Below are 26,860 nucleotides of genomic sequence, written 5' to 3'. Positions count from 1 at the left end.
GGCCGGGGAATGTTTTCTTCTCGGTTTTTTAGACATCTTCTGCTCCATTGCTTGGTCCTTACGGACGTTCAAAAGTAGCAGGGTTTTTCACTTAACCGGTTGTTCAATTTTTGGGGGCCGGCTCTGTATAGCCAACATTAGGCAAAAATTCCGATTCGCTAGGCGTCGGCTAATAGTAAGATACGGTTTGGTTTTCTAGAGCATTATCTTTACCTATGCCACTACGTCCAATCGACCCTAACACCCTTGCGGCTGCTCGGCTATTCTCTGATCGTACGGCTGGCCGCTTCCGTTTAGTCGGAGCTCTGTTGTTCGGCAGTCGGGCGCGTGGCGATCATCGGGCGCAAAGCGACACCGATGTGGCGGTGTTGTTGTCCGGTGCTCCTGGTCCATTCCTGGAAACCAAACTGGCTTTGGCGGACATTGCTTACGATGTGCTGCTGGAAACCGGGGTATTGATCCAGCCCTTGCCGATTTGGCAATCCGAATGGGATTGTCCAGAAAGCTCCACGCATCCGCGCTTGTTGGAAAATGTGAAACGCGACGGTGTACCGTTATGAATGCCTGCGAATGGTTGCAAAAAGCTGAGCGAGCCTTGGCATCTGCGCGCTTGCTGCTGGCCGACGGCGACAGCGAGGGTGCTTGCAACCGGGCGTATTATGCGATGTTCGAATCCGCGCAAGCGGCTTTGTCTATTAGTGGCCGGATGATTCCTGACGAGGCTTGTCGCACGTATAACGGCCTGATCACGCTATTCAGTTTGCATTTGGTTAAGCCGGGCTTGATAGCGGTAGAACTTGGGCGGTCACTGAATCGTGTCCAAGAAATTCGTTTGTTGGCGGATTACACCGGCGATGCGATTGATCTCAAACAAGCTGCGGACGCCGTCGCGCAAGCTGAATGTTTTGTACGCGGTATGCAAGAGTATGTTGCAAAACTTGATCGTCACGAGTCAGGTTAATTCTCGCAAGTCAAATGTAAACCGCCCCGTCTGCCCTTATAATGCCGGGCTTTTACCAGATTCGCCATCCCCATGTCCGTCCAAGACACTCTGAAACAACTCGCTAAAAATCTCCAAAACTGCATGGGTACGGACCGCCACGGCTTGAAGCGGCAACTGGACAGACTGCGCAGTGAGGCGAGTAAAGGCAAGGATGTAGCCGGGACTTTGCAGCAAGTGGCGGATAAGATCGAACGTTCGGTGGGGCGTTGTAATCAGCGCCGGGCATCGGTGCCGGTAATTAATTACCCGGATTTGCCGGTCAGCGGCAAGAAGGACGAGATTGCCGAGCTTATAAAAAATAACCAGGTGACCATCGTTTGTGGCGAGACCGGTTCCGGCAAGACTACGCAGTTGCCGAAGATTTGTCTGGAAATTGGTCGAGGCTTAACCGGTTTGATCGGTCACACCCAGCCGCGAAGGATCGCGGCCCGCACCGTTGCCGACCGCATTGCCGAAGAGCTGGGCCAGCCCATCGGCCAAGCGGTGGGCTACAAGGTGCGCTTTCACGATCAAACTCATCCCAATTCGCTGGTCAAACTAATGACCGACGGCATCCTGCTGGCCGAGTCGCAGAACGATCCTTATCTAAATCAATACGACACCATCATCATCGACGAGGCGCACGAGCGCAGCCTGAATATCGATTTTCTGATGGGCTACCTGCGCTGGTTGTTGCCCAAGCGTCCCGATTTAAAAGTGGTGATTACCTCCGCCACCATCGACCCGGAACGCTTCGCCAAACATTTTAACGACGCGCCGATAGTTAACGTCTCGGGTCGCACTTATCCGGTGGATGTGCGTTACCGGCCCATCGAACTTATCGAGGAGGACGACGAAACCTCCGCTGATTTGCAGCAAGCGATTCTGGATGCGGTGGACGAGTTGTATCGGGATATGCGCGGCGACATTTTGATTTTCTTGAGTGGCGAGCACGAGATTCGCGAGACCACCGAATCCTTGCGCAAATCGCACAATAATGCCCGCTACGAGGTGTTGCCGCTGTATTCCAAGCTAAGTGTTGCCGAGCAGGAGCGGGTGTTCAAGCCATCTGGCAACAAGCCGCGCATCGTGCTGGCCACCAACGTCGCTGAAACCTCCTTGACGGTGCCGGGCATCCGTTGCGTGATCGATTCCGGTCATGCCCGCATCAGCCGTTATAGTCATAAAAGTAAGATTCAGCGCTTGCCTATCGAGCGTATCTCCCAAGCCAGCGCCAACCAAAGGGCAGGGCGCTGCGGCCGGGTGGCCGAGGGTATTTGCATCAGGTTATATTCGAAAGAGGATTATCTAGCCCGCCCGGAATTTACAGAACCGGAAATCTTGCGAACCAACCTGTCGTCGGTGATCTTGCAGATGGCGGCTTTGAAGCTGGGCGACATCGAAGATTTTCCGTTCGTCGAGCCGCCCGACGACAAGATGATCCGCGACGGCAAGAATGCGCTGTTTGAGGTGGATGCGCTGGACAAGCAGGGTAACTTGACCGACACCGGGCGGCAGTTGGCGAAGATCCCCACTGATCCCAAGCTGGCGCGGATGTTGTTGGCGGCGGCTGAGCTGGGCTCGCTGCATGAGGTGGCGATTATTGTGTCGGCATTAAGCATTCAGGACCCGCGAGATAAGCCAGCCGATAAAATGCCGCAGGCGGAATCGAAGCATGCGCAGTTCAAGGCCGAGGATTCCGACTTTTTGAGTTTGCTGAATCTATGGAATGCCTTTGAAGAACAGAAGAAGCATCTGACCAACAGCAAGCTGCGCAAGTATTGCCAGGACAATTTCTTGTCCTATATCCGCATGCGTGAGTGGCATGACATCCACACCCAGATTATGCAGGTGGCGCGCGGCGATTTGGGCTTGAAGACCAGCGGCAATCCAGCCAATTACGAACAGATTCATATGGCGTTGTTGCCGGGTTTGTTATCGAATATCGGTTTTAGACACGAGCAATACGAATATCTTGGCGCGCGTGGTTTGAAATTTTTCATATTTCCGGGTTCCGGTCAGCACAAATTAAAGCCCAAATGGATCATGGCCGCCGAGCAAGTGGAAACCAGTAAAGTCTATGCGCGCACTGTGGCCAGAATCGAGCCGGAATGGATAGAAGCCGCCGCGCAGCACTTGGTCAAACGTAATTACTACGACCCGCATTGGGAGAAAAATGCCGGTCGCAGCGGCGTTTACGAGCGCACCTTGTTGTATGGTTTGACCTTGCAAGCCAAGCGCAAAGTGCCTTACGAAAACGTCGATCCTAAAGCCGCGCGCGAAATGTTTATCCGCCATGCCTTGGTAAATCACGATTATCACAGCAACGCGCCGTTCTTTAAGGCCAACGAGGCCTTGCTGGAAGAGGTGGGCTACATTCAGCACAAAGGCCGCCGCGTCGACTTGGTGGAAGACGAGGAATGGCTATATCAGTTTTACGATAAAAAACTGCCGGCTGAGGTGGTGAGCGGCATTACCCTAGATCAATGGCGCAAGAAAGTTGAGCGCGATAATCCGAAAATCCTGTTTTTAACCAAGGCCGATCTGACCCGCAGCGACGACAATCAGATTAACGATTGGGATTTTCCGGACAGCAAAAAAATCGGTGATTTGACGATTGAATTGCACTATCGCTTCGAGCCCGGCCACGACGAAGACGGCGTGACAGCCATCGTGCCGGTGCATCAACTCAATCAAATCCGTCAAGCGCCGTTCGATTGGCTGGTGCCGGGCATGTTGGAAGAAAAAGTCACGGCTTTGATCAAGTCGCTGCCCAAACATCTGCGCAAGCATTTCGTGCCGGTGCCGAACACCGCCAAGGCTTGTCTGGAAATCGAGCCGGATTTTAAGGGCTCTCTGTTCGAGTGGTTGAGTGGCCGTTTGCGCAAGCTGACCGGCGAATCGATACCGCTTAACGAATGGCAACCGGATACGTTGCAGGATCATTTAAAAATGAATTTCCGGATTGTCGATGATCGTGGCCGAGCCTTGGGTTATGGCCGCAATCTGATCAAGCTGCAAGCCGAGCATGCCACCACCGCCGGCGATAGTTTCGACAAATTGGCGCAAGAGGAGATGAATCACACCGGTTGTATCGCCTGGGCGTTTGATGACTTGCCGGAGACTTGGCAGTTCATGCAAAAAGGTCAGACCTTTATCGGTTTTCCGGCGATTGTCGATGAAGGTGAAACGGTGGGGGTGAAAATACTCGATACTCAGCACAAGGCAGAGCTGGCGCATTTCGACGGTTTGACCAAGTTGTTTCAATTGCAGTGCCGGAAGGACGCACAGTATTTGTTAAAAAACAGCGGGGTCCAGGCTACTTTGCAATTGGCCTACAACCAATTGCCCAAGCATCCGTTGTTAAAAGAGCGGCCCGGCGGCGACTTTAAGGAGGATCTACTATTCTTGGTGTTTAGTAGGGTGTTCGTGGTGGATGACACAATCCGCAGCCAGCAGCAGTTCGACGCGGCGTTGGCGGCGAAAAAATCGATGTTGGTCACGGTCGGGAATCAGGTGGGCAAGCATGTAACGGAAATCATGGCAAACTACCAGTCGGTCAGACAGCGATTAAAACAGCCTGCCGTCAGCGCGAGCTTGCGAGAGGATCTGGAAAAACAATTAAGCCTGCTGTTATTTAGCGGTTTTTTGCGGTACACGCCGTTGGCGCAGGTACAAGCGATTCCGCGCTACTTAAAGGCAATAGAGTGTCGTTTGGATAAACAAAAGCCTGATTCTGCGGATATCCAAGGCTTACACAGACTGTCTCAACGCTTTTGGCAGCATGTCGAAAAGCAAATGAAGACTGTGGTACCAACGCCCGAGCGCGATACCTTCCGCTGGAGTTTGGAAGAATTGCGAGTTTCATTGTTTGCCCAGCAACTGAAAACTGCATTTCCGGTTTCGGTGCAACGGCTGGAGAAGACTTGGAACGAAAAGTTTTAATTAGCCTCTGATTCATGTGCCCACCACTTTAGGAAGCTTAAGATGATACCCATTCGAGATTCGATACCGTGTAATACCAAGCCTTATGTGACCTGGGGCGTAATGGCTATCTGTATTTTGGTGTATGTGGCGATGCTGTTTATGCCGGACGAAATGGGCCAGCACTTTGTCTACATGTACGGCATGGTGCCGATTCGGTATTCCAATCCCGACTGGGCTTATAGCTTTGGCTTGCCGCCGGATCATTATCTGTCGTTTTTCACCAGTTTGTTCCTGCATGGCGGCTTCGGTCATTTGCTGATGAATATGGTGTTTTTATGGATATTTGCTGACAACATCGAAGATTTGATGGGACATAAACGCTTTGTGGTGTTTTATGTTTTATGCGGACTGTTGGCAACCTATGCACAGTGGTATTTCTACCCAAAGATGGCGGTGCCGGTGGTGGGTGCATCGGGCGCGATTGCCGGGGTTTTGGGCGCGTATTTCTTCCGCTTCCCGCAAGCGACGGTGGTTATTTTGGTGCCGATACTGTTTTACCCGCTATTTTTCCATGTGCCGGCGATAGCGTTTCTCGGGTTCTGGGTGATCATCCAGGTCGGTGACATATTTACCGCGACTTTTTTAGACAATGTTGCAGTAGATTCGGCATGGTGGGCGCATTTGGGTGGTTTCGTCGCCGGGGCGCTGTTGCATCCGTTTTTTATCGAGAAGAAACAAGAAGAATATCAATTCTAGCCTGATGCTGACCTGCTCAAGCCGCATTTAACAGGCAAAAAAGCAAGAAACAGTGGGGCTTTTATTTTATAATGCCGGCAGTTGGCTAACGGCTGAAAAGGCAACGAAAATCAAGGCCGTTGTCTGTGCTTGCAAAAGATTCTTCATTCATTCGAGACAAATAAACATGAAAAACCTTAATGTCGCATTGGTAAGACTGCTGCAGTTTGTAGTGTTCGCGCTGTTTACATTCATCGTACTTTTATACTTCGGTACTTTGATTCTGTTACCGCTGGATATCGTGGTACTGATTACTAAAATGCTGCACATGATCGGCATCGGCACGCTGTTTGGCGCAATTGTCGCAGTGCCTGTGGTTGCTTACATGGGTAAAATCGTCTACAGCACGCCAGGTTTGATTCAAATGATTGTCGAGAACGGCATCGATTTAGCCAACACCGGCAAACAGCGGGTTGAAGCGTTTAACAAAATTGCTGAAGCTGTTAAATAGACCGCTCAACACAATCGTAAAAAAGGGGCTTGTTAGCCCCTTTTTTGTGCCTGTTGGTTTGGTTCAAGGTCAATTATTTTTCCGAATATTCTCCCAAATGGGGGCGCGGTCAGGCGGCTTGAAAAATGGCATTCGCTCCGGTAAATTCTCTTGTAGCCGGCTAGACACCAGGCTTTTATCAGCTGTCGAAATTTTTTACAGCGGCCTGTTCTGCAAGCAAACAAACTGGTTCAGTTGATTTTTTCGATTTCAATATATTAGCCGCTCAAATTCGTCAAATTAGAATGGTAAGTAGCTGTTGTATCGATAAATCGGATGGTTAGCATAAATCTCTAAGTCGAGAAAATTTACACATTACTGTTCGGCTTTCGCTTGGTCTAGTTTGTGGCAATTAAAAGTCTTTTAAGTACATAAGCTTGTGTTCTCTGTGTATGTTTTTTGCTTATCTTTTAACGTAAACAAATTTGTTAAATAATCATGTAAGTATGTGTAAAGCAAGGGGAAGATTATGGACGCAAAGAAAGTAGACACATCGACTAAAAGTAGAAATGACGAGCATTGTGACCACCCGTCCTTGGCCAAAGAATATGTCTCCGGCGTACCCACTGGAAACTTTATTTGCGCACAATGCGGTCGTCATCTGACGTCAATTATCAGAACATCCAAAAAGTAAAGTTCTCCGTTTCCGCGCATGCCGACCGGTGTGCGCTTTCAGGTTCAAAAACCTAAGATCTCCAATCATAAATTTCCGGTAATGCTCCGCTTTGGCTAGCAGTGCTTGCCAGCGTCTTGTCGTTTAGTGTCTTGAGTTATGCCTAGCTATCTCTGGGTTGCGCGGTTGGTCAAGCTGCATGTTGCAAAAATGTTCAAACTGGCGCAATCTTGGAAGCGTAGTACTACTGCCGGTTAGATGCTGTGTTGACGCATATTTTCTGACTTAGCAGGGGGCACTGATTTCAACCCCACAAGCAGCCAGTGCAGGTCAATGCGCACTGGCTTTTTTTGGACTATCCATTTTGAAGGAAAACGTTATGGCATATTGGTATCCCGACAATTCGCAGTCTATCGGCAAAACACCGCTGGTCAGGCTTAACCGCATCACTGACGGCGCTCAAGTTACATTATTGGCCAAAGTCGAAGGGCGTAACCCTGGATATTCGGTGAAATGCCGGATCGGTGCGGCGATGATTAACGACGCGCAGCAGCGCGGTCTACTTGGGCCCGGCAAGGAATTGATCGAGCCAACCAGCGGCAATACCGGCATCGCACTGGCGTTTGTCGCAGCAGCGCGAGGTATCCCGCTGACTTTAACCATGCCCGATACCATGAGTATCGAGCGCCGCAAATTGCTGGTGGCCTATGGAGCCAAACTGGTACTGACCGAGGGGGCGAAAGGCATGAAAGGCGCTATTGCCAAGGCGGAAGAGATCGTCGCTTCCGATCCGGAGCGCTACGTACTGTTGCAGCAGTTTAAAAACCCCGCCAACCCGCAAATTCACGAACAGACCACCGGTCCGGAAATTTGGCACGATAGCGACGGTGCGGTCGATATTTTCGTTTCCGGCGTCGGTACCGGCGGCACCATTACCGGCGTGTCTCGCTATATCAAACTCACGCAGTGCAAACCCATCGTTTCCATCGCGGTCGAGCCGGAAGCCAGTCCGGTGTTAAGTCAGTATCGTAGCGGCCAAGATATACAACCCGGACCGCATAAAATTCAGGGCATAGGTGCCGGTTTTGTGCCCGACGTATTGGATTTGTCCATGATTGATGCCATCGAGCAAGTTAGTAATGACGAAGCGATTGAGTACGCGCGGCGTTTGGCGCGGGAAGAAGGCTTGTTATCCGGAATTTCCTGTGGTGCGGCGGTCGCGGTCGCGGTGCGGGTGGCAAAACGGCCGGAAAATGTCGGTAAGACCATAGTGGTTGTGCTTCCGGACTCCGGCGAACGCTATTTGAGTTCGGCCTTATTCGAAGGCTTGTTTGATGCGCAGGGTGTGGCGGTCTGATTTAACGCGCGTCGATACTAATGTTTAGGGGAAAGCTGCTAGGGTTTCTGACCGTGGCAAACGCTTATTAACCCGTCCCTTAAATTCGCTAAATTCGTCATTCCTGCGAAGGCTGGGGCTATTAGACCGCACACGAATCCAGCATAGCCGCTGAGCTCCCGACTTTGCAGGAGCGGCGGTATTTAAGTGCCGGGTTAATAATCACCAGCGATCCCTGTAGTCATATCTGGGCATCGGCCGCTGCGGGTAACCGTAATAGTCTAACGGCGGCCGTGCGAAATAGCGCGGCGGTGGGGGAGGGTAATAGCCCATTCTTGCAGGGTTATGCGTTCTAAAATATGGCCGGTAACCATGCCCATGATGGTGATGATGCCGCCTATGGTGTCCATGTCCCCAGTCATCTCCGTGTGCAAAAGCAGTCCCGGAACATAACACGCCGATTAACAATACCGTTATAAGCCTGAACATATATCCTCCTTTGTTGGATTGTTTCAGTCGCGGCGGATTGTTCTCCAAATTGCTTAAAGTCCTCTTAATTCGCCTGCGCTGTTTGGCAGCAAAGCAGAACAGATCGAATGCTGAATCGCCCATCGCCTAAACAGTTGGCGCAAAACACCCGAAGCGGTTCAAAATCCCGGTTTCCGTAAATCTCGGTCTTTTTCGAGTGAGTTCAAAACATGCCGCTTGGGAACCCCGTCAGTGTAGTCTTTGGGTAAGCGAGCTAACATCGCCACATTAAAGTTTGATGAAAATGCCGATTTGAATGAACCTTGCTTGTTTGCCCGGGAATAGACGCTGCACGTAACCACGGTTTTGTCTGGTTACGAAAAATGAACCGGGCGCCAGATCATCCACACTGGAAACTGCTTGCGCCCGCATAGTGAACGACGCAGCAAAAGGAATCCGGGCCATGACGCTTATCAACCAATCCAAAAGAATCATTGTGTATTCTCACGATACCTTCGGTCTGGGTAACATTCGCCGGATGTTGGCAATTTCTAAATCCCTGGTGGATGCCGACCCGAACGTCTCGGTACTGATACTCTCCGGCTCGCCGATGCTGCACGCTTTCCGCATCCCTGACCGTATCGATTACATCAAATTGCCTTGTTTGTCTCGCGATGTCAAAGGGGACTATTCGGTGAAATTCCTGGATATGGAATACGAGCAACTCCTCAAACTGCGCAGCAACATCATCCTTAGCGCGGTGCTGGATTTCGATCCCGATTTGATCTTGGTCGACAAAAAACCCTACGGCGTCAGCGACGAATTGGGTGCCGCGCTTCACTTGATGCAACGCCGTGGCCACCGCGCCAAACTGGTGTTATTGCTGCGCGACATTCTGGATAGCCCGGAAAGCACGATACCGGTTTGGAAGAAAAACGGCTATCACGACGCCATCCAACTGCATTACGACAAGGTATTGGTGGTCGGCTCGCCGGAGATTTACGACATGCGCAAAGAATACGAATTTCCCGACGCCAGCCACGAAAAAGTCGACTTCTGCGGCTACATAGCCCGCGAACGTAGCGACAAACGCGCTGGCGAAATTCGTCTGCAAATCGGCTGCACCAAGGAACGTCTGGTGCTGGTCACCGCCGGCGGCGGCGAGGACGGTTACCAATTGCTGCACAGTTATCTGGAAGGCTTGAGTCGCCAGGATCTGGGCGACAACACCATGACCCTGATGATTTGCGGCCCGGAAATGTCGGAAAGCCGCCGCCATCAGCTTGAAGTTTTGGCTTGCAGCTGCCGAAACGTGGTGATTCAAGAGTTTAACACCGACATGATGGCCTGTATGGAAGCAGCCGATTTGGTGGTCAGCATGGGCGGTTACAACTCTACCTGCGAATTGTTGACGCTGCGCAAACGCGCAATTTTGGTGCCGCGCGTCAAACCTTCCCAGGAACAATGGATACGTGCGGAACGCCTGGCTTTACAAGGCCTGGTCCGTGCCATTCACCCCAACCATCTGACGCCCAAATTACTGATGGACACAGTTCGCGAAGAGTTGGGCCGCACCAACGTCCATCACAGCCGCTTGTATCAAATCGACATGGGCGGTTTGCCGCGTATTAGCCAATCAATCAGCGATTTGCTGTATGGCAGCGCGGAAAAACCGCAAGCGCGCATCAGGTCTTCGAACCGCAGCGTGGCACCCCAATAAACCCATCTTCATTGAGATAAACCTTTCGGCCTGTGCAAGGCAGACTGGATAATTTTGGATTTTTAAATGCAGAACTTCGGCAACCAGGCGCAAGTCGCCTACATACTCAAAGGATTTCCGCGTACGTCGGAAACCTTTATCACTAACGAAATCCATTTACTGGAAACCCTTGGCCTTGAACTGACGATTTTTTCGATAAAGCAGCTTGAGGGCCAAAAGCATCACGCCGTCGTCGACGCCATCCACGCGCCGGTGAATTATCTTCCGCAAGCTAGCGACTTGACCGGCCACAGCTTTTTGGCCTGGTTGATCGAAAACCTGCCGAAATTCACGCAAAGCCACGGCCGGCTATTCCTGAAGAAGCCCTTCAACTATCTACATGCGTTGCTGGAATGTTTGGGCATGAGCCTTAAATATCGGAATAGCTGGCTGGAGTGGCCGCGCACAGTCTTCATCAAGGAGTTTCTGCAAGCCGGTTATATCGCTGAATCGGTGTTACAGAATCCGGCCATTCGGCACCTACACGCGCATTTCTGTCATGGCGCGACGACGATTGCGATGTTCGCCAGCCGGATCAGCGGCCTGCCGTTCAGCTTTACCGCCCATGCCAAGGATATTTACTTGCGCGAACTGAACCCCGGCGATTTGCTACAAATCAAAATGCGCCGCGCAAAATTCGCCGTGACTTGCACCGGCGCCAATCAGGAACATCTGGACGCCTGCAAAGGCAGCGATATTGCCGTGCACCGGATTTATCATGGCCTGGATACCGATCTGTTTGTGCCGGAACCGCGCGAGCAACACCGGATTGAGCATATTCCAACCATTCTGTCGGTCGGCCGCTTGGTCGAGAAAAAAGGCTTCGATTATCTGGTCAAAGCCTGCGCGATTCTGCGCGACCGCGGCGTCAAATTTAATTGCCGCATCGTCGGCGGTGCGGATAAATACGCGCAAGTCATCAAACAACTCATCGCCGATCTTGATTTACAAGACATCGTTAGCCTGCCCGGCGCGGTGACCCAGGAGGAACTGCGCGGTATTTATCAGCAAGGCGATGTGTTCGCCTTGCCCTGTCTAGTGGTCGATAACGGCGACCGCGATGGCATTCCCAATGTCTTGGTCGAAGCGATGGCGATGGAAATGCCGGTGATCTCGACCGACATTTCCGGGATTCCGGAGTTGATTCAGGACCACATCAACGGCTTGTTGGTGCCGGAAAAAAATGCTCAAGCCATGGCCGACGGTATCCAAAGCTTATTAGCCGATCAAGCCTTGCGTTTGCGTTTGGGTCAAGCCGCGCGGCAAACTGTCTGCCGGGATTTCAATTCCCGCCACACGACCGTCGCCCTGAAAAAATTGTTCGACGCCTGCCTGGAAGGCCAAACGGTGGAAGCCCATGTCTGCTGTGCTGAACACTCTTAAGTCCGATCCGCGCCTGCTGACCCTGGCTGCGCCGTATTGCGACATGACGCCGGTGGCGTTGTTGGCGTATTTTCATGGTCGCAGGCAGATCCGCTATTTTTCGGTGATCGACGAAGAGCAAAACACGCCGGAAAAACTGGACGCTATTTTGCGGAATCGTTTCGAATTCAATCACGAGCCTCACCAGCTTGATGATGCGTTCGACTGGCTGAACAATCCCAGCTCCGACGTTGAATGGCAGATTCTGCTGCACAAGTTTTACTATGCGGTCGGCTTGGGCAAGCGATTCCAGCAAACCAGCGACACCTGTTACTGCGACAAATGGCAGGCGCTCACCCGCAGCTGGATCGATAGCGTACCTGTGGATTTTCTGTCCAGCGACGTTACCGGCCGCCGGGTACAAAACTGGATTTTTGCCTACCGCTATTTTGTATCGGACGCTGCCGAACCGGCCATTGATGCGGATTTTCATCTGGACTTTCTGGCCTCGCTGCAACAGCAAGTCGCTTACCTGTGCGACAACCTGACCCCGGCCCGCAATCACCGCACCCTGGAGCTGTACGCGATTTTTCTGGCAGCAGTCGTGTTTCCTGAGTTGCGCGGAGCTGATGAATGGCTGGGTTTTTCGATTGGCGAATTGCAACGCAATCTGCAAACCGATTTGCTACCCGACGGCGTGCATTGCGAGTTATCGACCGATTATCACCATATCGTGTTGCGCAATTTCTTGGGCATTCGCCGTTTGGCGATGCTGAACAATATCGAGTTGCCGGCCGACATGGACGAGGCCATCAAAAAGGCGCTGAACTTTTGCTTGCATGCGCATAAACCCGACGGGTTTATCCCGGCGATTAGTGATGGCGACAGCGCCAATTTCCTGAACTTGTTACAGCAAGGCCATGAGCTATATGACGATCCGGCGATGCTTTACGTCGCCACTGCCGGTCAACAAGGTCAAGCCCCAACGGAATGCTCGAAAACCTTTGCCGCCAGCGGCTACAGCATCCTGCGCAGCGGCTGGGGTGATCAAGGCGATGATTATCAGGACGAACGCTATCTGTTTTTCGATTGCGCGCCGCTGGGTGCCGGCAATCATGGTCATCTGGATTTACTGAATATCGAAGTGGCGGCTTATGGGCGCTCTTTGATCGTCGATCCGGGCCGTTATACGTACGACGAATCCGGCGACAGCAACTGGCGGGTGCTGTTTCGCGGTACCGGCTATCACAACACCGTGCAGGTGGATGGCAAGAACCAGACCTTTTATGCGCCGCATATTCGCAAATACAAGATTCAAGGCCCGGAACCGGTCCGCGAATTTAAATGCGCGCTGCATCGACCGGGTTTTGACTATCTGCACGGCATCGCCGCCAGTCATGAATATCCGGTGATTCACGAGCGCAAGATTCTGTTCGTCGCCGGCGAATATTGGCTGATCTGCGATTTACTGCGCGCCGAGCATAGCCACGATTACGAACTGCGCTTCCATCTGGATGCGTTGGCCGAACAACGCACATCGATGCGAGTCGATGCGGCCGGATTACGGGTCGATTCACCGAATCTGATCATCCTGCAAGCGCCGCAGCCGGCCACCCAATTGACGCTGGAGCCGGGCTTTGTCTCACCCAGCTATGGTTGCAAATACCCGGCGCCGGTCGTCAATTTTTCCGCGCATGCCGCTAACTATTGCTTTTTGACCGTGCTTTTTCCGTATCAATCGACACCACCGCAGCTTACGGTGGAACAACTGCCGGTCAGCCAAAATGGTCAAACGATTGGCAGCACTATCGCCAGCGCCTTGCGGATTCATAGCCAACAAGCGCAAGGCGAATTCTACGACGAACTATTCCTGGCGCACCGGGCCGGTTTGACTTACGAGTTTGCCGATCTGCAAACCGATAGCGCGTTTTTATTCCGTCGCCAGGATAGTCGGGGGCGGATTTTAGCCTGGCTTAGCTCGGATAAATCATGAAACCCACGTATCCCATCATGGAGTTGGACGCGCCAAGCGAAACGGTGATTCCCATGCAGTCCTTGCTGGTAGCACCATTCGCTGCGCTAACTCCTGCTGAGTTAATATCACATTTTCGCCAGCGCGACGTGGACAATTACTTCCCGCTGTCAGCCGGAAAAGCCAAACATATTGCCAGCGCGGCGCCGATTCTCGATAACCAATTTACCCTGAATAACGAGACCCATCGCTTGGACGACAAGTTTGATTGGCTGCATAACCCCAGTCCTGATCTGGAATGGCTGATTTTGCTCCACAAGTTTTATTACTCTCGTGATCTGGCCCTAGCTTACGACTGTAGCGGCGATGAGCGTTATGCCGATAAATGGGTGGCCTTGGTCGGTTCCTGGATTGAGCAAGTGCCGGACGGTTTTGTGAATAGTCAGGTGACTGGCCGCCGCTTGCAGCAATGGTTATTGGCTTACCATTACTTCGTGCCGGGTCGGCACTGCTCGGCGATTACCGCCGAGTTCTTGCTGGCGTTGTTGGGTTCGATTCAGTCGCAAGCTGTGTTTCTCAGCCGCAATTTAACGCCGCAAGGCAATCACCGCACTATCGAGCTGTATGCGATTTTCGCGGTTGCCTTGGTGTTTCCGGAGTTAAGCCAATCCGCTGAGTTATTGGCCTTTGCCCAACAGGAATTAATGGCCAATCTCCGCGATGATTTTCTGGCCGACGGCGTACAAAAAGAGCTGTCCACCGACTACCACCACACCGTCTTGAAAAACTTCCTGCGGGTGCGCGAGCTTGCCGATCTTAACGAACTGACGTTGCCCGAGGCGTTCGATGCCATCATCCGTAAAGCCCTGGAATTTTCGATTCATGCCCACAAACCCGACGGCTGGCTGCCGGCCATCAACGATGGTGACATCAACAGTTATCTGTCGCTGCTGCGCAAAGCCCAACGCTACTATCCCAGCAACGCTTTGAGCTATGTGCTTAGCCAAGGCGAACAGGGCATGCCGCCGACGCAACGCTCGCGCCTGTTTGCCGACAGCGGTTACTGTATTCTGCGCAGCGACTGGGCGGAGCGGCCTTATGTCGATAACCGATACCTGTTTTTCGACTGCGGCGGCCTGGGCTTTGGCAGCCACGGTCATTACGACCTCTTGAGTTTCGAAGTGGCCGCCTATGGTCGTTCGCTGATCGTCGATCCGGGCCGTTACACCTATCACGAACATGACTGCGACGGCGTCAATTGGCGGCATGCCTTCAAAGGCACGGCCGCGCACAACACCATCATGGTCGACGGTAAGGATCAGATGGCCTACCAATGCCATGAGCCGGTCGGCCCACAACCACGGGCAGCGGTAGTAAGCTTTGAATCGAACCAAGGCTTTGACTTCGTGCATGGCCGTGCCCTGAGTCCGCAATACGAGGTGGAGCATCAGCGCAGCATTTTCTTTGCCGAAGCCGAATATTGGATTATCAGCGATCTGTTGCTTGCCGCCGACGCGCATCGTTACGAACAATTTTTCCATTTGGGGCCTGAGGCGCAGGGCCAAACTGAGTTACAAGAGCAAGGCATTCGAGCACCCAATCTGTTGATCGCGCAAGCCAGGCGCGCCGAGATTGAAACAAGTTTAAAACCCGGCTGGGTGTCGCGGGAATATGGCGTCAAGCAACCCGCGCCAGTATTGAGCTGTAGCCAGGAATGCACGGGTAGCGGCTGGTTTCAAACTGTTCTGTATCCCTTTAAAGGCGACGCTCCGGCTTTGCGAGTGGCGGCTCTGTCAGTAACGAGTCTTGGGCAATCCGTGCCCGCCACACAGGCTTTAGCGCTAAGTATCCGCATTCAATCAGAAACCACAACTTATCACGATTGCTTTTTCGTCGCCCATCAACCCGGCCCATCGCAGCACCACTTTGCAGACGTAATCTGCCGGGCACAACTCGTGTTCATCCGCCGCGATGCCGAAGGCGGCATCCTCAGCGTTCGGGCTTATGCGGCGGAATGGCTGGAAATTGGCGGGCGCAAACTGCTGGACAGCATCGGCAAGCCGGTTTGTCTGAATTACGCCCAGGGCCAGCTAAAAATCGACGCTATTGATGGGAGCGTGCCGGCATGACGCTAGACCCGCATTTTCCGCAAATGGCCGACGCGCTGAATCCGGCCGTGATGGGGCCATTGCTGCGCTGGGTACTGAACATGCCCGGCATTACACCCGGTCATGTTGAATGTTGCATCGGCGAAAAACGCCATAAACCCGGTAAGAGTCTGGTGATTGCTTACCGGCTTAATGCCCAATCTGACCCAATTCACCAATCGCGCTATGTGACCGGCCGCCTGTGCCCGCCTGGCACAGAGGGCCGGGAATTTGAATGGGCACTTAGCAAACGGCCCGATCTGGCGGCAGGTGCTCTAACGTTTTTGCACGAGCCGGCGATGCTGATTTGGGCGTTTCCGTATGATCCCAAGCTAATTCATTTGCCGGCCCTGTTGGCTGCGGAATCCATCAAAAACCGGATTGGCGAGCAAGATTTAACCGGGGATGATCGGGTCCTGGCTGTCGAATCCGACGTTTTGCATTATCTGGCTGAACGCTCCTGCATGATCCGCTATCGGGTGTCGCTGGGCGGAGCAGATGAAACGCGCTTGTTGTATGCCAAAAATTACGCCGACGATAGCGGCCGCGACGTATTCGCGGTGATGCAGCAACTAAGCAGCCAATTCGCCTGGGGCGCCAAGGCTTTGGCTTACGATTTACAAACCCGCACGCTCTGGCAAGCGCATGTCCCCGGCAGGACATTGTGCTGGGCCGATTTGCAAACAGCCGAGGCCTTGGCCGAACGCATCGGCCAGTGCGCGGCGGCGTTTCATGCCTGCAAAATCGATACTGCGCAGCGTTTCAATCAAAGCGATGTCACCGAAGGTCTGCTGGCCACCGTTAGGCTTGCCGAACAAACCCGTCCGGAACTAGCAGAACGCATCGAAAGTGCGGTTGCGGCTTTGCTGGTGGATGAGCTTAATCTTCCAAAGCCAGCCGTGGCGACGCTACACCACGATCTAAAGCTGAATAACTTTTTAGTCGACGGCGACAAGCTGGGCTTGATCGACATGGATTGCGTCTGCCTGGGCGACCCAATGGCCGATTTGGCCAGCCTGATCGGCAACTTTTATCTGCACGGCCTGCGGGAAGGCGATTCAGTCGAGCAAGTGCATCCGCTGGTCAAGCAGTTGGTCCGCTCTTACATGGCCCATAGCGTCCATGCCCTTTCATTGCCCGCCTTGCGTTGGCAGGTGGCGGCGGCATTGATTCACGAAGTCACTCGCCGCAGCCTGCGGCAAATGGATGACTTGCGCATCGCACATATTCAAAGTTATCTGGCGCTCAGCGAAAACTACTTGGCGCTCAGTAGACATCCAACAGGGTTCAACGATGTACTTATTTGATCACCCCTTACGCATTTATTTAGCCAGACACGGCCAAAGCGAGCTGAATCTTCAGCAACGCATTTCCGGTCAGGCCGACGCCCAACTGTCAGCCAAAGGCCTGGAGCAAGCCCAGGCCTTGGCTGATGTGTTGAAACAGGAAACCTTGAGTGCGATTTATTGCAGCAGCCTGACCCGGGCCATGCAAACCGCAGGCCCCACCGCAGCCATGCATGGATTAAGCATTCTGAGTTTGGACGGTTTGCGGGAAATTGGTTTGGGTATTCTGGAAGGTAGACATGTCGACGAGCGCGACCCAGAAGCCTGCCGCTTATGGGCCGCGCGAGCGCATGACAAACACGGTTTTATGGTGACTGGTGCCGAAGCTTATTCCGCTTTCACGAACCGGGTGTTGGGTAGTCTGGAGCAAATCTTGACCAATAGCAGCGGTGCGATTCTGCTTGTCGGCCATCGCAACACCAATGAAGTGATATTGGCTCGACTGTTGGCGAACGACCGTGCCGGCGAAGTCGAAATCAACGTCAAGAACAAGTACCTGTACGCCATTGATTGGCTTGGCAAACCGCACGTGATGACGATTCGGCTGGGAGGGGAACACCACGGCCGACATTATCCAGGGCTGCGCACATGAGTAACCCACTGGATCAATTTACCCCCTTACTCGATGCCGAGTGGATGGCTGCAACCCTGCAACGGTATTTGCCCGAATGCCTGGCCGGTGACTGGCAGGTAACAGGCTGCGAGATTCAACATCCGCGCTACAAAACCTATCGTCTTGCCGAAAACCGCGAGCGCTCTTTTTTATCGCTGGTTTACCACTTGCAAGGTCGGAAATTGCCATCATCCATTGCCGATCAGCGCATACTCTACGCCCGAGCCTATTTGGGCCAGCGCAGCCATCAAGCCTTTGCCGAAGCTCAAGCCAGCGGTAAAAAAGCGATTCATTTGGCCGAGCTGGGCATGGTCGGCTGGCGCTTTCCGGACGATCCGGCCATGCCCTGGCTGGCGGAGCTGATGGATAGTCGGCGGATTCCCGAGTTGGGCCAGCAAACAGTGTCGAGTATCGAGATCGTCAATTACCGGCCGGAAATCCGTTGCACGGCGCGTTACCGATTCGCTGCAGAGAATACTGAACCGGAGCGGGTGGTTTACGGCAAAACTTACGCCGATGAGCGCGGCAAAACGGTTCACGACCAACTGAGTATTTTGCAAAAGCAGTTTCAGTCGAACCTTGGTTTTGTCATGCCCAAAGCCTTGGCGTACGACTTAGAACATCGCACCGTATGGCTGGAAGGTCTACAGGGCCAAATGCTGACCGAGCTGGATTTCGCAACCACTCTTGCAGAGAACATTCCGGCCCTGGTCAATGCACTTGCCGTTTTTCACCAGCTAACGCCACCTTCTCTACCCGCCATTACCTTGCCACAACATTTGCTGGAGTGGTGCAAGAAAGCCGAGAAGTTGAGTAATGCCTATCCCGCTATCCAGCCGGTCCTGTCGGTTTTGCTTAGCGAATTGCAACAAAATCGCCCCGAGGTTGACATGCTGGGTTTGATCCACGGCGATTTTCACATCGATCAATTGCTGGTTTTGCCGAATGGTCGTTTGGCCTTGTTCGATTACGACGAACTGGCGCTGGGCGATCCGTTACAAGATCTCGCCAATTTCGCGGCGGACTTATACAACTATCCGTATCCCGTTGCCACCATAGATCAACTCGTTCGGCAACTGTTTACGGCCTACTCAGCCGCCAAGCAAGGCCAAGCCGACCCGCAACGTTTTGCCTGGCATCTGCGCGGACAATTGCTGACGCGCGCTTACCGAACCTTCATCCAGCAAAAATCCGCTGCCGAGCAGCGGATTGCCGATTTTATTGCCCTGGCTTTGCGTCCCTGGCCGCTGGCCGGCTGAATTTATCTGGACAACCGCTTATGACCAACCAAATTCAACCAACAAGCCGCTTCAAGCAGATCGTGTTTGCACATCTGCGCCGGGTGCGAGGCAGTATTTTTGCCGCTATTGTCTGTATTCTGGGTTCCACGCTGACCAGCCTGATCGTGCCTTGGCCGCTGAAGCTGATCTTCGATCATGTGCTATTGAATCATCCGTTGCCGGCTCATCTAGCCGCGGCGCAACCCTTGCTACACGGTGGCAGCGAACAGGCGTTGTGGATACTCTGCGGCAGCATGGTGGTGATTGCCTTGTTCAAGGGTGTGTTTTCCTATTACCAACTATTTCTGACCTCGCGCATCGGTTACTTGCTGGTCTACACCTTGCGCAGCGAATTGTTCGACCATCTGCAGCGCCTGTCGCTGGCGTTTCACAGCAGCACACCGTCCGGCGAGTTATTGAACAAACTCACCAGCGATACCAACACCCTAAAGGACGTTTACGCCGACTCGGCACTGACTTTTACCACCCACGTACTGACCGTGCTGGGCATGTTCGCGATCATGTTCAGCCTGAGCGTGAAACTGAGCCTGATCGTGCTGGCCAGCTTTCCGCTGTTGTGTTTGGCGATCGTGATGATATATCGCCGGGTGAAACGCTCAGCACGCAAACAACGCCATAACGAAGGGCGCTTGGCATCACGGGTCAGCGAATTGTTGAACGCGGTGCCGCTGGTGCAAACCTACGGCATGGAAGATTACGAACGCGAGCGCTTCGATGCCGAAAGCAGCCAGTCGATGACCGAAAGCGTCCGTACTGCCCGGATCGAAGCCGGAGCGACGCGGATGATCGAAATCATCAGCGCCATCGGCACCGGCATCGTGGTGCTGTTCGGCTGTCTGCAGGTGTTTGTCGGGGTGCTGACGCCGGGCGATGTGCTGGTATTTAGCTCGTATATCGCCCAGATGTATCAACCGATTCGGCAAATCACCCGTTTGTCGACGCGCTTTTCCAAGGCCAGCGTCAGCATCGAACGCATCAGCGAAATCCTCGATACCGAGCCGGATATTCAAGATCCGCCTGATGCGTTGTTGCCCAAAGGTTTGCGCGGCGAAATCGAGTTCAGCAACGTATCTTTCGCCTATCCGACTGGCAAATCTATCCTGCGGGATATTTCCTTTCATATTCAACCAGGAGAACGGGTGGCCTTGGTCGGCGCCTCCGGGGCCGGAAAATCGACCATCGCCCGCCTGCTGATCCGCCTTTACGATCCGCAGCAGGGCAGGGTGAGGATCGACGGGATTGAGGTCGGACGCTACCAACGCGCCGGCTTACGCCGGGAAATCGGCGTGGTGTTGCAGGATTCGATTCTGTTCGGCACCAGCATTCGCGAAAACATCGGCTACGGCAGTCCGGACGCCACGATTGAGGATATTCAAGCTGCCGCGCTGTTGGTGCATGCCGACGAATTTATCCGCAACTTGCCGGACGGCTACGACACGGTCTTGGGCGAAAGCGGCGGCAATCTGTCCGGCGGTCAAAAGCAACGCCTGTGTCTGGCGCGGGCTTTGTTGCGCAAATCCTCGATTCTGATTCTGGACGAGCCTACTTCTGCAGTGGATGCCCAGTCGCAAGCACTGATTCGCGATGCCATCGACAATCTACATGGCGGCAAAACGGTGCTGGTGATAGCCCATCAATTTCACACCATCCGCAATTTCGACCGGATTTTAGTGTTGAAGCAAGGGGTGATTGTCGAGCAAGGCAGCCACGAGGCCTTGATGCAGATGGGCGGGCATTATCACGAACTGTATAAACTCCAACATGGGTTGCGTGCCGCATGAGCCAACACAAACCGAGATTGCTTTTGTATTGCCAACATTCGTTGGGTATGGGCCATTGGGTCAGGGCGATGACTTTGGCGAATGCCTTGAGCCGCGAATTTCGGGTGACTTTTCTGAACGGCGGCCGCGCCCCCGATCATCAGGCCGCCATTGCCGATCTGGATATGCTGAACCTGCCGCCGCTGGGTATGGGCGAAGATCATCAACTGTATAGCCAGGACGACCGTTACAGCGTCAAAGAATCATTGGCGAGGCGCCGGCAACTGGTACTGGATACCTATGCGATGCTCAGGCCGGAAGTGGTGTTGATCGAACTGTTCCCGTTCGGCCGCAAGAAACTGGCTGGCGAGTTGTTGCCGCTATTAAAAGCCGCGCGCCGCGATAAACAGGACATGCCACTGGTGCTGTGCAGTTTGCGCGACATTATGGTCAATGCCCGTAAGGATCAAAGCCGGCATGACGAACGCGCCCGTTGGATAACGGATCGCTATTTCGACGGACTGTTGGTACACGCCGATCCGCGTTTCGCTCGCCTGGAAGACAGCTTCCGCCCGCGCCATCCGCTGAAAACCCCTTTGCTTTACACCGGTTTTGTCGGGCCGCGTCGCACAACGACAACAATAAAATCTTGTCGCAGTGGCGTGTTGGTATCGGCTGGTGGCGGCATGGTCGGTGCGGCCTTGTTTCAGGCGGCAGTTCAGGCCCATGCCATCAATTGGGCGCTTAAAAAATTACCCATGACCATCGTCGCCGGCCCGTTTTTACCGGAAGCTGATTGGCAGGATTTAGCTGAGCAAGTCAAAGGCATGGACGGTCTCACCTTGCTGCGCTCGGTGCCGGCGATGCAGCCGTTGCTAGAGGCGCACAGTCTGTCGGTCAGCCAATGTGGCTACAACACGGTGATGGATATTCTCGAATCCCGCACACCTGCTTTGGTTGTGCCGTTTGTGCGCGGCCAGGAAGACGAGCAAAGCCAGCGGGCGCAAAAATTAGCGCAATTGGGTCTGGTGAAAGACCTGAATCCAGCGGAACTGACGGGCCAGCGTTTGGCTGAGCAGATTTTGGAATTAAGGGATTTTGCGCCCAATCCCACTGGCTTGGATCTGGCCGGCGCGGACCATACCGTGCGGTTGATTCAGGAATTACTGACAAGCAAACGGGACACGAACGCAGAATCTCGGCCAGAGGAGTATGCCCATGCCTGCTGATTGGCTCAGACCTGTCCGTATGGCATTGGATGCCCGAGAACAAGCAATTGAGATTTTCTTCCGTGACGACGATGCCGGTTGGGATGATGATCGGCTGTATGCATTGCTGGAGTGCTTTCGAGATTGCAATATACCCATCGATCTGGCCGTGATTCCTGAAATGCTTAGCCAGTTGCTTGCTGGCTCGCTGCTGGGCCGTTGGCGGCGAAATCCGTTTATGTTGGGTTTACATCAACATGGATACAGCCATACCAACCATGAAAACCAAGGCCGCAAATGCGAATTTGGCGTCAGCCGCAGCGAAGAGCGGCAATTTAAGGATTTGTTGGCTGGCAAACAGCAACTTGAGTGCTTGTTCGGGTCGGCACTGGACAGGATTTTCACGCCGCCCTGGAACCGTTGCAGCCAAGCCACGGCCGACAGCTTGCTTAAACTGGGTTTTCAAGCGCTGTCGCGCAACCGCGGTGCGGCCCCGCTCAACACCGGAACATTGCGGGAAATTCCGGTGGCTATCGACTGGTGCGGGATCAGAGTCAAATCCGCTCAACCCTGGCTTGTGCTTGGCCAAGCCATAGCAGATGTGATGTATCCGGAGCATCAGGAACCACTGGGCATTATGCTGCACCACGCAGTGATGGACGCAGACGACCTTGAGCATCTGCAAGCCTTATTGCAACTATTCCGCGAACATCCAAACGCGCACTGCCGCTTGATGCGCGAATTTTTGGACGACACAAAAGCGCTTGATGCACCGGTGTGTTCGTTTCCGCTTGAGTCCCAGGCTGTTCTGACAGCTATGCGGTCATGCCTCAATTTACCACACCACTGATTTGCCCTTCGTTCATGAGCTTTAATTCCTTCATACTAAAAACCGGAAAAACGGTATTACTGGCCGGCGGTACCTTGCTGAGTTTATCGGTACTTGCAGAGACCACTAACGGGCAAGCGGCCGCGAACAAGCCCTATGACAATGCCTTTCGTCAGGACAACGGCGATGCGGTTAGAAAAGAACCTCTACGTATCAATCCTGGGGACAAACGGCCCGCCGACCAATTTAAGGTTGACGTATTCGGTCACCCGTTGACCATCGGCGGCGCTTACGAACTGGAGCCGCGCTATGTCGAAGACCGGCGTCTGGACCCACGCCGTGACGACGATGTGGCGAATGTCTATCAAGACCTGAAACTGGAGTTGTTTTACCAGTGGTCAAAATCGGTATCATTTTTTGTGCAGTCCGATGTGTATTACGATCCGGAGGTCTATACCGAAAGTGGGCTGGATCAATACGAAGCCGGCATTAAACTGACCCAGGCCTGGCTGTTCATTCATCAGATACTGGATTCGGGGTTTAGTCTGCAATTGGGCCGGCAGCGTATCGCCGACAAGCGCCAATGGTGGTGGAACGACGAACTGGACGCGGCGCGGGTGTATTTTGGCGAAGACACGCTGTTCGCCGAATTGGCGATTGCCAAGGAATTGGGTTCGAAACAGTCGGATCAGGATTTCATTGATCCAGTCAGCGACCGGGTAGTACGTTTGATGGGCGACGTGGTTTGGCAATGGGACCCGAAGCAAAACTTGTCCTTGTTCTTTTTGAGCCAATTCGATAACTCCGACAACCAACGCCCCGGCGACGTGATTCGAGCCAATCGCAAAGACGCCAGCGACGGCGATTTAAATTGGTTAGGCGGCCGGGCGATGGGTAAATTCAAAATCGAGCATGTCGGCAAGATAGGGTATTGGCTGGATTCGGCCTTTGTATTCGGTGAAGAGACCACGCAGACTTTTACCGACATCAACAGCAACGTGTCCCGCGTCAGAGCGCAAACCCCAAGGCACGTCGAAGCCTGGGGCATGGACGCCGGTATTACCTGGTACAGCAATCTATTCCTGGAACCTTACCTGACCTTGGGTTATGCCTATGGCTCCGGCGATTCCAATCCCAACGACGGCACCGACAGCAGTTATCGGCAATCAGGGATACACAACAATAAAATCAAATTGTCCGGCAGCCAGCGCTTTCGTTATTACGGCGAGCTGTTTCGGCCGGAATTGGCGAATTTGAACATCATGACCGCCGGGTTGGGCTTTCCGATTTCCGAGCAAAGCTCCATCGACTTGCTCTACCACCACTACGAACAGGCCACGCCGTCGTCGGCGATTCGCGATTCGCGAATACGCGCCACGCCCAACGGCAGCAGCGGCACGCTGGGTGATGAATTCGATTTGGTATTGTCCCTGGACGAGTGGAAGCATTTGCAGGTGCAATTTGCTGGTTCGGTATTTATGGCCGGTCCGGCTTTTGGCGCGTTGGAAGGTAATAATTCCTTTCAACTCGACCTGACATTCAAATACAGCTTTTAAGGGCTTGCTTGCCATGCATTCTAAGCGCCGCAAAATCCTGTTTTATTGCCAGAGTCTGGTCGGTTTGGGGCATCTGACCAGCAGCTTGCTGGTCATCCGCGAGTTGTCGACTTATGCCGATGTGGATTTGATCCACGGTGGCCAAGGCTTACAGCAAATGCCGGAACTGCCGGGTTTTCGGCATCTGCGTTTGCCGACGATATTAATCGACAGTGCCACCGATGAACTTTATGCACCCGATAGCGACAAGCCCATCGAAGTCGTCTGGGCCGAACGTGTTGCGGCAATCGAGCAATTTGTAGACTGGCCCTACGACGCGGTGATTGTCGAGTTTTTCCCGTTCGGCCGGCGCCGCCTGAAACGCGAGATTCTTGGGCTGTTTGCCACCGTCAGACAGCGCTGCGGCGCGGTACCGATTTTTTGCTTCGTCCGGGAGATTCTGGTGCCGGCACCGCTGGACGCCGAACAGCGTATGGTGAAACTGGTGCTGGAGCATATTCACACCGTATTTGTGCGAGGCGATCCGGACATCGTGCGCTTCGAAGAAACTTTTAGTCTGACTGCCGAAATTGCCGAGCGCTTGGTTTATGTAGGCTACGTCAGTCCGCCGCCTCCGGCAAGTTGGCCGATACGACGAAACATGATCATCGTCAGTCAGGGCGGCGGTGAAATCGGTAAGACTCTGTTGCGCGCGGCGATCAAAACTGCGCCACTGCTGCCGGATTACCATTTTCTGGTCGTCACCAGCTCCAGAGCCTTGACAAGCGAAATTGCCGAGTTGCAGGCGCTGGTCAGCAGCCCGAATGTCCTGGTCGTGTCTTTCTTGAATGACTTTCAGGAGAATCTGCAATCTGCCGCTTTGTCGATCAGCCTGGGCGGCGACAACACGTTGATGGATGTGATCAGCACCCGCACGCCGGCGTTGGCGTATCCTTACGCCGGTAATAGCGAGCAAGGTCTGCGGATTGAAAAGCTGGCCGGCAAGGGCTTTGTGTTGCCGTTGACGGAAACGGACCTAGCGTCGGAACGGCTAAGCATCAAGATCAGGGAGACGATAAACCGAACTTATCCGCAACAGACCCTAGCCATTAACGGTGCGGCCGAAATCAGTCGGCGGATAAGCGCAATTCTTGAGGGTGAATTTTATGAAGGCTAGTGCGCGCGCTCCGGAGAGGCAAGGGCGGTACTCGAATCGAGCAAATTGGCGGTCGATGCGTCGTTGCCAAGCCGGCGTTTGATGTCCGCCGCTTTCCAGTCCGGATGCAATTGCAGCAGCAAAGCGGCCATCCCGGCTACATGCGGCGTCGCGAAGGAACTGCCGTTCATAAAGTCATAGGCTTGGTGCGGCACGGTCGTCAGAATGTCTTTGCCAGGCGCGGCGATTTGCTGGTTGTTGCCGTTCTTTTCCTGGCCAACGGCTATCACACCGGCGATGTTGGCCGGAAAGCAGCCGGCTTGTATTTGACTCGGCACAGCCGCGACCACAATGATGCCTTTGGTCAGCGCTTTTTCAATAAGTTGCTGTACTAAGGGGTCTTCGGGGCCGCTCAGGCTCAAATTGATGATATGGCTATTCATGCGAATGGCCTGATTCAAGGCTAATGCCAAGGTAAAACTGTTGCAACGTGCCGCCAAGTAATTGGGTTTCTCCGGCCAGCAGGCTCGAAATGCCAAAATTTCCGCTTCAGGGGCGATGCCGGCAATACCTATGCCGTTGTTGGGATGGGCGGATAATACGCCGGCGACTGCCGTACCGTGAATATCGGCCAGATTGTGATCGCTGGGTTCCGGCGCGGTGTTTTCCGAGTATTTAATACGACCTTTCAAGTCCGGGTGTTCGATGTCCACGCCGGTATCGATGACGGCAATACGCACGCCTTGGCCGGTGGTGGTAAGGTGCAGATCGGCTATCCGCAAGGCGTTAAAACCGGTTTGCAAATGCAGATACGGGTCGCTGTATGCCTGAGTAGGCGGTGTCTGCTTACCTAGTACCTGAAAGCTATGCATTTGCTGTACGGACGACACGTTGCTGTCCTGTTGCAATTCTGCGATTGCTTGTTGCACGGGCAGGGTGTCCGGTACCTCGTACACCACGCAGCTGACACCCAAGGTCGTAACCGGCCATTGGGCAACGAACTGCAGATGATGGCGCTCGGCCAGCTCCTGCGCAATATGTTCGCTCCAGCCGGAGTTGCCGTATTGGCCCCGCAAGCGATAGCCGTCCAAGGTATTGGCCGGCAACGCGCGATCAATGCTGCGGTCGGTAAAGGTGACCAGCAGCCGGCGTTCTTCGGCAGTTTTGCTGTCGCCCAACCGCGATAAATCGCTGGTAGTTGCGCAGGCGCTAAGCAGCCCCAGCAAGCAAATAAACAGATTTAAGCGCACTAATTTCATGA

20 protein-coding genes are annotated in these 26,860 nt (G+C 53.6%); 18 read left to right on the top strand and 2 right to left on the bottom strand.

What is annotated here, in order from left to right:
* Positions 1-215 precede the first annotated feature (215 nt).
* The 6 genes from NP589_RS14325 (at position 216) to cysK (ending at position 8,164) form a co-directional block, all read left to right on the top strand.
* Complete coding sequence (locus NP589_RS14325) at positions 216-560, top strand: nucleotidyltransferase family protein (protein ID WP_256607596.1); 345 nt, start codon at positions 216-218, stop codon at positions 558-560.
* Positions 557-961 carry a HEPN domain-containing protein gene (locus NP589_RS14320; RefSeq protein ID WP_256607595.1) on the top strand — a complete coding sequence of 135 codons (405 nt, stop codon included), beginning with the start codon at positions 557-559 and terminating at the stop codon, positions 959-961. The genes NP589_RS14325 and NP589_RS14320 overlap by 4 nt, the downstream gene beginning before the upstream one ends.
* A 72-nt stretch (positions 962-1,033) precedes the next feature.
* A complete protein-coding gene (hrpA, locus tag NP589_RS14315; protein ID WP_256607594.1) occupies positions 1,034-4,927 on the top strand; it encodes an ATP-dependent RNA helicase HrpA in 3,894 nt (1,297 codons plus the stop codon).
* Positions 4,928-4,969: 42 nt separating this feature from the next.
* Positions 4,970-5,665 (top strand): rhomboid family intramembrane serine protease, encoded by a 696-nt coding sequence (locus NP589_RS14310; RefSeq protein WP_256607593.1) that lies wholly within the window; start codon positions 4,970-4,972, stop codon positions 5,663-5,665.
* Between the two features lie 166 nt (positions 5,666-5,831).
* The gene (locus NP589_RS14305; protein ID WP_064006916.1) at positions 5,832-6,155 is read left to right on the top strand and encodes a hypothetical protein; all 324 of its coding nucleotides are present in this window, start codon (positions 5,832-5,834) and stop codon (positions 6,153-6,155) included.
* A gap of 1,031 nt (positions 6,156-7,186) precedes the next feature.
* Positions 7,187-8,164 (top strand): cysteine synthase A, encoded by a 978-nt coding sequence (gene cysK / locus NP589_RS14300; RefSeq protein WP_020482012.1) that lies wholly within the window; start codon positions 7,187-7,189, stop codon positions 8,162-8,164.
* 260 nt (positions 8,165-8,424) lie between these two features.
* Here the strand turns inward: cysK and NP589_RS14295 are convergent, their stop codons facing one another.
* Positions 8,425-8,553, bottom strand: coding sequence for a hypothetical protein (locus NP589_RS14295; protein ID WP_256607592.1), 129 nt, complete (start codon positions 8,551-8,553; stop codon positions 8,425-8,427).
* 521 nt (positions 8,554-9,074) lie between these two features.
* On the opposite strand from NP589_RS14295, the gene NP589_RS14290 reads away from it, so the two are divergent.
* The 12 genes from NP589_RS14290 to NP589_RS14235 all read left to right on the top strand — a co-directional run bounded on the left by NP589_RS14290 (position 9,075) and on the right by NP589_RS14235 (position 25,620).
* Entirely contained in the window at positions 9,075-10,331 is a 1,257-nt protein-coding gene (locus NP589_RS14290) for a glycosyltransferase family protein (RefSeq protein ID WP_256607591.1), read from the top strand.
* 66 nt (positions 10,332-10,397) lie between these two features.
* Positions 10,398-11,753: a glycosyltransferase family 4 protein gene (locus tag NP589_RS14285; RefSeq protein ID WP_256607590.1), complete on the top strand. Its 1,356-nt coding sequence runs from the start codon at positions 10,398-10,400 to the stop codon at positions 11,751-11,753.
* The gene (locus NP589_RS14280) at positions 11,728-13,725 is read left to right on the top strand and encodes an alginate lyase family protein (RefSeq protein ID WP_256607589.1); all 1,998 of its coding nucleotides are present in this window, start codon (positions 11,728-11,730) and stop codon (positions 13,723-13,725) included. The genes NP589_RS14285 and NP589_RS14280 overlap by 26 nt, the downstream gene beginning before the upstream one ends.
* Positions 13,722-15,833, top strand: coding sequence for an alginate lyase family protein (locus NP589_RS14275; RefSeq protein WP_256607588.1), 2,112 nt, complete (start codon positions 13,722-13,724; stop codon positions 15,831-15,833). The genes NP589_RS14280 and NP589_RS14275 overlap by 4 nt, the downstream gene beginning before the upstream one ends.
* On the top strand, positions 15,830-17,158 hold the full coding sequence (locus tag NP589_RS14270) for an aminoglycoside phosphotransferase family protein (RefSeq protein ID WP_256607587.1): 1,329 nt from the start codon (positions 15,830-15,832) through the stop codon (positions 17,156-17,158). The genes NP589_RS14275 and NP589_RS14270 overlap by 4 nt, the downstream gene beginning before the upstream one ends.
* Positions 17,145-17,789, top strand: a complete 645-nt coding sequence (locus NP589_RS14265) for a histidine phosphatase family protein (protein WP_256607586.1) — start codon at positions 17,145-17,147, stop codon at positions 17,787-17,789. Before NP589_RS14270 ends, NP589_RS14265 begins: the two co-directional genes overlap by 14 nt.
* The gene (locus NP589_RS14260) at positions 17,786-19,069 is read left to right on the top strand and encodes an aminoglycoside phosphotransferase family protein (RefSeq protein WP_256607585.1); all 1,284 of its coding nucleotides are present in this window, start codon (positions 17,786-17,788) and stop codon (positions 19,067-19,069) included. The genes NP589_RS14265 and NP589_RS14260 overlap by 4 nt, the downstream gene beginning before the upstream one ends.
* Positions 19,070-19,089: 20 nt before the next feature.
* A complete protein-coding gene (locus tag NP589_RS14255; protein ID WP_256607584.1) occupies positions 19,090-20,892 on the top strand; it encodes an ABC transporter ATP-binding protein in 1,803 nt (600 codons plus the stop codon).
* Entirely contained in the window at positions 20,889-22,100 is a 1,212-nt protein-coding gene (locus NP589_RS14250) for a glycosyltransferase family protein (protein ID WP_256607583.1), read from the top strand. The genes NP589_RS14255 and NP589_RS14250 overlap by 4 nt, the downstream gene beginning before the upstream one ends.
* Positions 22,090-22,929, top strand: a complete 840-nt coding sequence (locus NP589_RS14245; protein ID WP_256607582.1) for a polysaccharide deacetylase family protein — start codon at positions 22,090-22,092, stop codon at positions 22,927-22,929. The genes NP589_RS14250 and NP589_RS14245 overlap by 11 nt, the downstream gene beginning before the upstream one ends.
* A 14-nt stretch (positions 22,930-22,943) precedes the next feature.
* Positions 22,944-24,464 (top strand): alginate export family protein, encoded by a 1,521-nt coding sequence (locus NP589_RS14240; protein ID WP_256607581.1) that lies wholly within the window; start codon positions 22,944-22,946, stop codon positions 24,462-24,464.
* Between the two features lie 13 nt (positions 24,465-24,477).
* Positions 24,478-25,620: a glycosyltransferase family protein gene (locus NP589_RS14235; RefSeq protein WP_256607580.1), complete on the top strand. Its 1,143-nt coding sequence runs from the start codon at positions 24,478-24,480 to the stop codon at positions 25,618-25,620.
* On the opposite strand, the gene NP589_RS14230 is transcribed toward NP589_RS14235, so the two are convergent.
* Positions 25,617-26,858, bottom strand: a complete 1,242-nt coding sequence (locus NP589_RS14230; RefSeq protein ID WP_256607579.1) for a S8 family peptidase — start codon at positions 26,856-26,858, stop codon at positions 25,617-25,619. The genes NP589_RS14235 and NP589_RS14230 overlap by 4 nt on opposite strands.
* Positions 26,859-26,860 lie beyond the last annotated feature (2 nt).

This window comes from Methylomonas rosea (assembly GCF_024505055.1).
Classification (GTDB): Bacteria; Pseudomonadota; Gammaproteobacteria; order Methylococcales; family Methylomonadaceae; genus Methylomonas; species Methylomonas rosea.
This window is presented reverse-complemented; position numbering and strand designations above follow the sequence as displayed.

Bases quoted from the DNA above. Each gene is read 5' to 3' on its own strand.
- NP589_RS14325 (WP_256607596.1), top strand. From the start codon at position 216: ATGCCACTACGTCCAATCGACCCTAACACCCTTGCGGCTGCTCGGCTA.
- NP589_RS14320 (WP_256607595.1), top strand. From the start codon at position 557: ATGAATGCCTGCGAATGGTTGCAAAAAGCTGAGCGAGCCTTGGCATCT.
- hrpA (WP_256607594.1), top strand. From the start codon at position 1,034: ATGTCCGTCCAAGACACTCTGAAACAACTCGCTAAAAATCTCCAAAAC.
- NP589_RS14310 (WP_256607593.1), top strand. From the start codon at position 4,970: ATGATACCCATTCGAGATTCGATACCGTGTAATACCAAGCCTTATGTG.
- NP589_RS14305 (WP_064006916.1), top strand. From the start codon at position 5,832: ATGAAAAACCTTAATGTCGCATTGGTAAGACTGCTGCAGTTTGTAGTG.
- cysK (WP_020482012.1), top strand. From the start codon at position 7,187: ATGGCATATTGGTATCCCGACAATTCGCAGTCTATCGGCAAAACACCG.
- NP589_RS14295 (WP_256607592.1), bottom strand. From the start codon at position 8,553: ATGGACACCATAGGCGGCATCATCACCATCATGGGCATGGTTACCGGC.
- NP589_RS14290 (WP_256607591.1), top strand. From the start codon at position 9,075: ATGACGCTTATCAACCAATCCAAAAGAATCATTGTGTATTCTCACGAT.
- NP589_RS14285 (WP_256607590.1), top strand. From the start codon at position 10,398: ATGCAGAACTTCGGCAACCAGGCGCAAGTCGCCTACATACTCAAAGGA.
- NP589_RS14280 (WP_256607589.1), top strand. From the start codon at position 11,728: ATGTCTGCTGTGCTGAACACTCTTAAGTCCGATCCGCGCCTGCTGACC.
- NP589_RS14275 (WP_256607588.1), top strand. From the start codon at position 13,722: ATGAAACCCACGTATCCCATCATGGAGTTGGACGCGCCAAGCGAAACG.
- NP589_RS14270 (WP_256607587.1), top strand. From the start codon at position 15,830: ATGACGCTAGACCCGCATTTTCCGCAAATGGCCGACGCGCTGAATCCG.
- NP589_RS14265 (WP_256607586.1), top strand. From the start codon at position 17,145: ATGTACTTATTTGATCACCCCTTACGCATTTATTTAGCCAGACACGGC.
- NP589_RS14260 (WP_256607585.1), top strand. From the start codon at position 17,786: ATGAGTAACCCACTGGATCAATTTACCCCCTTACTCGATGCCGAGTGG.
- NP589_RS14255 (WP_256607584.1), top strand. From the start codon at position 19,090: ATGACCAACCAAATTCAACCAACAAGCCGCTTCAAGCAGATCGTGTTT.
- NP589_RS14250 (WP_256607583.1), top strand. From the start codon at position 20,889: ATGAGCCAACACAAACCGAGATTGCTTTTGTATTGCCAACATTCGTTG.
- NP589_RS14245 (WP_256607582.1), top strand. From the start codon at position 22,090: ATGCCTGCTGATTGGCTCAGACCTGTCCGTATGGCATTGGATGCCCGA.
- NP589_RS14240 (WP_256607581.1), top strand. From the start codon at position 22,944: ATGAGCTTTAATTCCTTCATACTAAAAACCGGAAAAACGGTATTACTG.
- NP589_RS14235 (WP_256607580.1), top strand. From the start codon at position 24,478: ATGCATTCTAAGCGCCGCAAAATCCTGTTTTATTGCCAGAGTCTGGTC.
- NP589_RS14230 (WP_256607579.1), bottom strand. From the start codon at position 26,858: ATGAAATTAGTGCGCTTAAATCTGTTTATTTGCTTGCTGGGGCTGCTT.